The organism is Pedobacter sp., from assembly GCF_041662865.1.
GTDB lineage: Bacteria > Bacteroidota > Bacteroidia > Sphingobacteriales > Sphingobacteriaceae > Pedobacter.
The window spans coordinates 1-5,177 of record NZ_JBAZRL010000093.1; the positions used below are offsets into that span (position 1 = coordinate 1).

General features: G+C 34.3%; 4 protein-coding genes and 2 pseudogenes. All 6 read left to right on the forward strand.

Annotation, left to right across the window (positions count from 1 at the left end):
* A pseudogene (locus WC622_RS16335) lies at positions 1–286 on the forward strand (valine--tRNA ligase); the annotation flags it as partial.
* A gap of 5 nt (positions 287–291) precedes the next feature.
* Complete coding sequence (locus tag WC622_RS16340; protein WP_372820760.1) at positions 292–885, forward strand: hypothetical protein; 594 nt, start codon at positions 292–294, stop codon at positions 883–885.
* A gap of 13 nt (positions 886–898) precedes the next feature.
* The gene (locus WC622_RS16345; protein WP_372820761.1) at positions 899–1,432 is read left to right on the forward strand and encodes a hypothetical protein; all 534 of its coding nucleotides are present in this window, start codon (positions 899–901) and stop codon (positions 1,430–1,432) included.
* Between the two features lie 196 nt (positions 1,433–1,628).
* Positions 1,629–2,983: pseudogene (locus tag WC622_RS16350) on the forward strand (Gfo/Idh/MocA family protein).
* A 129-nt stretch (positions 2,984–3,112) separates the two neighbouring features.
* A complete protein-coding gene (locus WC622_RS16355) occupies positions 3,113–4,486 on the forward strand; it encodes a DUF1080 domain-containing protein (protein ID WP_372820762.1) in 1,374 nt (457 codons plus the stop codon).
* Positions 4,486–5,177: Gfo/Idh/MocA family protein (locus WC622_RS16360; protein WP_372820763.1), on the forward strand; the 692-nt coding region annotated here is incomplete at its 3' end. The genes WC622_RS16355 and WC622_RS16360, both read left to right, overlap by 1 nt.

The window sequence follows — 5,177 nt, forward strand, 5'->3', positions numbered from 1 at the left end:
ATTAGTAAATGATAAGATTGCAGGCGCCGCTAGTTTTATGGTTGGAAATGATGAATTTTTCATCGTTTTAAATGAAAATGTGGATTTGGATGCGGAGAAAGAACGATTGACAAAAGAATTAGAATATTTACAAGGTTTCTTAAAATCTGTTGATGCGAAATTAAGTAATGAACGTTTTGTGCAAAATGCAAAACCAGAAATTATTGCAAATGAACGCAATAAAAAGGCTGATGCAGAATCTAAAATTAAAATTATAACCGAAAGTTTAGAAACTTTAGAAGGATAATTCAAATGAAGGCAAAAGGACTTATACTATTTATTGCATTGTTAGTTGTCCTTTTAGGATGTACTAACGAACAAAAAACCGAAACTAAAATCACCTATCAATCGAAGATTTTTATAGAGCAGAGTTTAATTGACTATGTAAATAAAAATCCTGAGTTAAATAGTGAGGATAGTGTTATTTATGCTGAAGCACTTGATAAATTTCAAAGAGAAATTAAGGGTTTGAGCAATAACATAGATTTTTTAGCAGATTTTCCTTTACAGGCAACAAATATCCGCGATACAGTAATGGGAACACAAAGTTTTAAAATAGCCACATTTGAAACCTATACAGATTTACTTCGCGATAAAGGCTCTTTGTTGAATCGAATGGAATTGAGAATAAATGGAATCTTCCAGTTTGATCATGAAGCAAAAGGATTGGTATTGGGCGGAAAATATTATCTTAAAGCATTGATTTATAAACAAGGCAAACGTGCAGATGTAAATTATTATAAAAAATCTGATGGTTCAATTTATGTTTTAGGCGTTTATCCAATGCAGGTTAAAGAGTTAAAACCAGTTCCTTCTACAGAAAAAATGGCTAATTTGAATTTATAAATTCCTTAAACTAATGAGAAAATTAATGTATTTTGTAATGGCAGTTGTATTAATTGCCTGTTCTGAAAAACCTAAAGGTTTTGATTCTAAAATTTTTCTTGAAAAAGAAGTAAGCGATTTTATCAAACTTAATCCCGATTGGACAAAAAATGTAAATACAGAAGCTGATGCTACTGAGAAGTTTAAACATAAAATGATTAATCTCAGTAACGAAGCTAATTTTTTAGCAGACTTTCCATTACAACTTACCGCAATAATAGATACAACAGTAAGCGATCAGCCTGTAAAAATGGGTGTGTTTAAGGGGTTTAAAGATGCAACAAGGCCGAAGGAATCATTACTCAATAATATTGAATTAGAAGTTAGAGGCATCATGTCTGCTGATCAAGCTGCTGGTTTAGCAATTGATAAAAAGTATACATTAAAAGGAATGCTTTTTAAACAAGGTAAAAGAGCAGATGTGAAATTCTTTCATGGTGCAGAAACACCGATTTATACTTTAGGGAAATATACTTTCTGGAATATTTCGGCATCAGAAATCAAATAATACTAGCAATCCATTTTACTATATACTTCGGCTATTATTCGATATTTCCGCTTTTAATTCAGTTAGAAACGATTGCGTAAAAATTTTACAGTAAGCATTACTGTTTTTGAGTAAAAAATCATATAATTGAAAGGGGGTTAATCGATTTAATTCTAACCAAATAATAAATCTTTCACTTATTTAATTGAGTTCTGGAATGGGTAATACTAGAAGAACATTTATCAAGCAATCTGCATTGCTTGCCGCGGCTACTTATGCAGGTACATTAACTAGCAGCGCAAAAAGTTACAGTAGAATTATAGGCGCTAACGATAGAGTTAGAGTAGGTGTAGTAGGTTTTTCAGACCGATTTAAAGACACGCTTTTCCCATGTTTTCAAAACCATAATAAAGAACTCAATTTTGATATTGTAGGGCTTTCTGATTTATGGAATTATCGTAGAGATTTAGGTATTGCCCATCTAAAAGAAAAAATGGGTCATGATATTAAAGCCTGTAGAAACAATGATGAACTGTATGCCATGAAAGATTTGGATGCGGTTATTGTTAGTACAGCAGATTTTCAGCATGCTATGCATACCATTGAAGCCGTAAAAGCGGGATGTGATGCGTATATTGAAAAGCCATTTGCAGAAACGATGGCTGATGCAAAAGCAGCTTTAAAAGCAGTTAAAGAAAGTAATAAAATTGTTCAAATTGGTTCGCAACGCAGAAGTGGAGAAAATTACGCAAATGCTGCTCAGTATATTCAAGATGGTAAATTTGGCGCAATTACAGCAGTAGACTTAGTTTGGAATGTTAACCAACCTGGTAGATGGCGCAGACCGGATTTAGTTGCTAAACTCAAACAAGAAGATATTGATTGGAAGCGCTTTTTAGTTAATCGCCCTGCGGATACGTATGATCCTAGAAAATACTTAGAATATAGATTGTTTTGGCCATATTCTTCGGGTATGCCTGGACAATGGATGTCACATCAAATTGATACTGTACACTGGTTTACCAAATTAAAACATCCTAGAAGCGTGGTTGCTAATGGCGGAATTTACACTTGGAAAGATGGTCGTAAAAATTGGGATTCGATGGTAGCCGTATTTGATTATGGTCAGCCAGATGGAAGCGATGGATTTCAAGTTACGTTCACTTCAAGAATGCAAAATAGTGTTGGTGATGTTGGCGAAGTTTATTATTCAAATGGCGGCGAATTAAACTTAATGACCAATAAAGTATCACCAAAAGGCGGATTAGGAGTAAGAGAAGCTGCCGCAATGGGTATGAAGCCAAACCTACTAGAGCCATTCGACCTTTCAAAAAAGGCAATTAAAGTTGAAACTGCTGCGAATATGGGCGGTGATGCTTTAACTTCTGGTCACATGCGTAATTGGATGAATGTGTGAGAAGTAGAAAAACACCAAATGCGCCAGTAGAAGCTGGGTACGCACATTCTATTGCAAATATTATGACAAATGCTGCGGTTCACACAGGCGCTAAAGCCACTTTTGATGAAAAATTACAAGAAGTAGTGGCTGGTGGGAAAATCTTTAAATATTAAATTAATAAATCGTCATTGCGAGGCACGAAGCAATCTTAAAGCGATAAATAATTGCCTTAGTTGTAAGATTGCTTCGTGCCTCGCAATGACGATAGAAATAAAAAATTAGAAAATCAACTTAAATAAATTATGTTCAGTTACCTTAAAAAATCGTGCCTTTTAACCCTCTCAGTTATAAGTTTTTTATCAGTTGCCAATGCCCAAAAAAGTAAACCCTTATTTGATGGAAAAACTTTAAAAGGTTGGAAAGCTATCGTAGGTTCAGCTCCTTATGCAATAGAAAATGGAGCAATTGTCGGAACAATGACTAAAGGATCTCCAAACTCATTTTTGGTTACTGAAAAAGAATACGGTGATTTTATCTTGGAATTAGACGTAAAATTAGAAGGAACTGAAACTAATTCAGGTATACAAACACGTAGCCATTACGACGCAGCAGGAAATAAAGGTAAAGGAATGGTATTTGGTAGACAAGTTGAAATAGATCCAACCGCAAGAGCATGGACTGGTGGAGTATATGACGAGGCAAGAAGACTTTGGCTTTATCCTCTGGAATTGAATACAGCTGCAAAATCTGCGTATAAATCAGAAGAATTTAACCATTACAAAATAGAATGTATTGGTAACGAAACCAAAACTTGGGTTAATGGAATTCCAGTAGCTTATGTAATTGACACCTTAGATAAAACTGGTTTTATTGGTTTGCAAGTACATGGAATTGGCGCAAATCTTAAACTGGATGGTAAAAAAGTATATTTCAAAAACATCAACATTCAAACAGAAAATTTAAAACCACAGGCTTTTCCAAAAGGGATTTATACAGTGAACTTAACTCCAAATACCTTATCTACGTACGAAAAAGCAAATGGCTATAAATTATTATTTGATGGGAAAACAAATGCAGGTTGGGTTGGTGCGTATAAAACTACATTTCCAACTAAGGGATGGGACATTGCCAATGGACAATTAACAGTATTGCCTTCAAACGGAGCAGAATCTACTAATGGTGGTGATATTGTAACCAAAGAAGAATATGCAGCATTTGATTTGTCTTTCGAATTTAAATTAAGCGAGGGTGCAAATAGTGGTGTGAAATACTTCGTAACACTTGCTGAGAAAAACACAGGATCTGCTATTGGTTTAGAATATCAAGTGTTAGATGATGAAAGACACCCAGATGCAAAGCTAGGTCGTGATGGAAATAGAACATTAGCATCATTATATGATTTGCTTACTGCAAAAAAAGAAGCACGTTATTTAAGACCAATCGGTAGCTGGAATAATGGAAGATTAGTAGTTTATCCAAACAATAAAGTTGAACATTATTTAAATGGAGTTAAAGTTTTAGAATACACCAGAGGTTCTGAAGAGTTCAAAAAATTAGTAGCGATTAGTAAATATAAAAACTGGGAAAACTTTGGTGAAGCTGTAAAAGGTCATTTGTTATTACAAGATCACGGTAATAAGGTAATCTTTAGAACCCTAAAAATTAAGACTTTATAATGCAACGTCGTTCTTTTGTTAAAAAATCAGCTTTACTTGGTTCGAGCATGTTAATGGCTGAAAATATTTTTGCCAGCATGACTTTAGCACCTATTAATGTGGCTATGATTGGTTGTGGTGATAGAGGTAAAGGCGTTTTATCGGTAATTCAGAAAATGAGCGATAAATATACTATCGCCGCATATTGCGATTTACTTGATTTTAGACTAGAAGAAGCTAAAAAATATGTGCCCTCATCGGCCATTGCCATAAAAGAATACAGAAAAATTTTAGACGATAAAAAGATTGATGCGGTATTTATCGCAACACCCTTAAGCGAACATTTTAAAATTGCTAAAGATGCAGTTTTAGCTGGCAAACATGTGTATGTAGAAAAAACAATGACCTACAACATCGACCAAGCTTTAGCACTTCGAAAGTTAGTTAAACAATACCCTAAACAAGTTTTTCAGGTTGGTTATCAATATCGCTATTCCCCTTTGTATTTTAAAGTTAAAGAAATGGTACAAAGTGGATATTTGGGTAAAGTTTCTCAGATAGATTGTCGTTGGGATCGCAATGGAAATTGGCGCAGAGCAGTGCCAGATCCAAGTTTAGAAAGACAAATTAACTGGCGGATGTACAAAGAATATTCTGGCGGATTAGCAGCAGAATTATTGTCGCATCAAATAGATTTTATTAACTGGGCTTT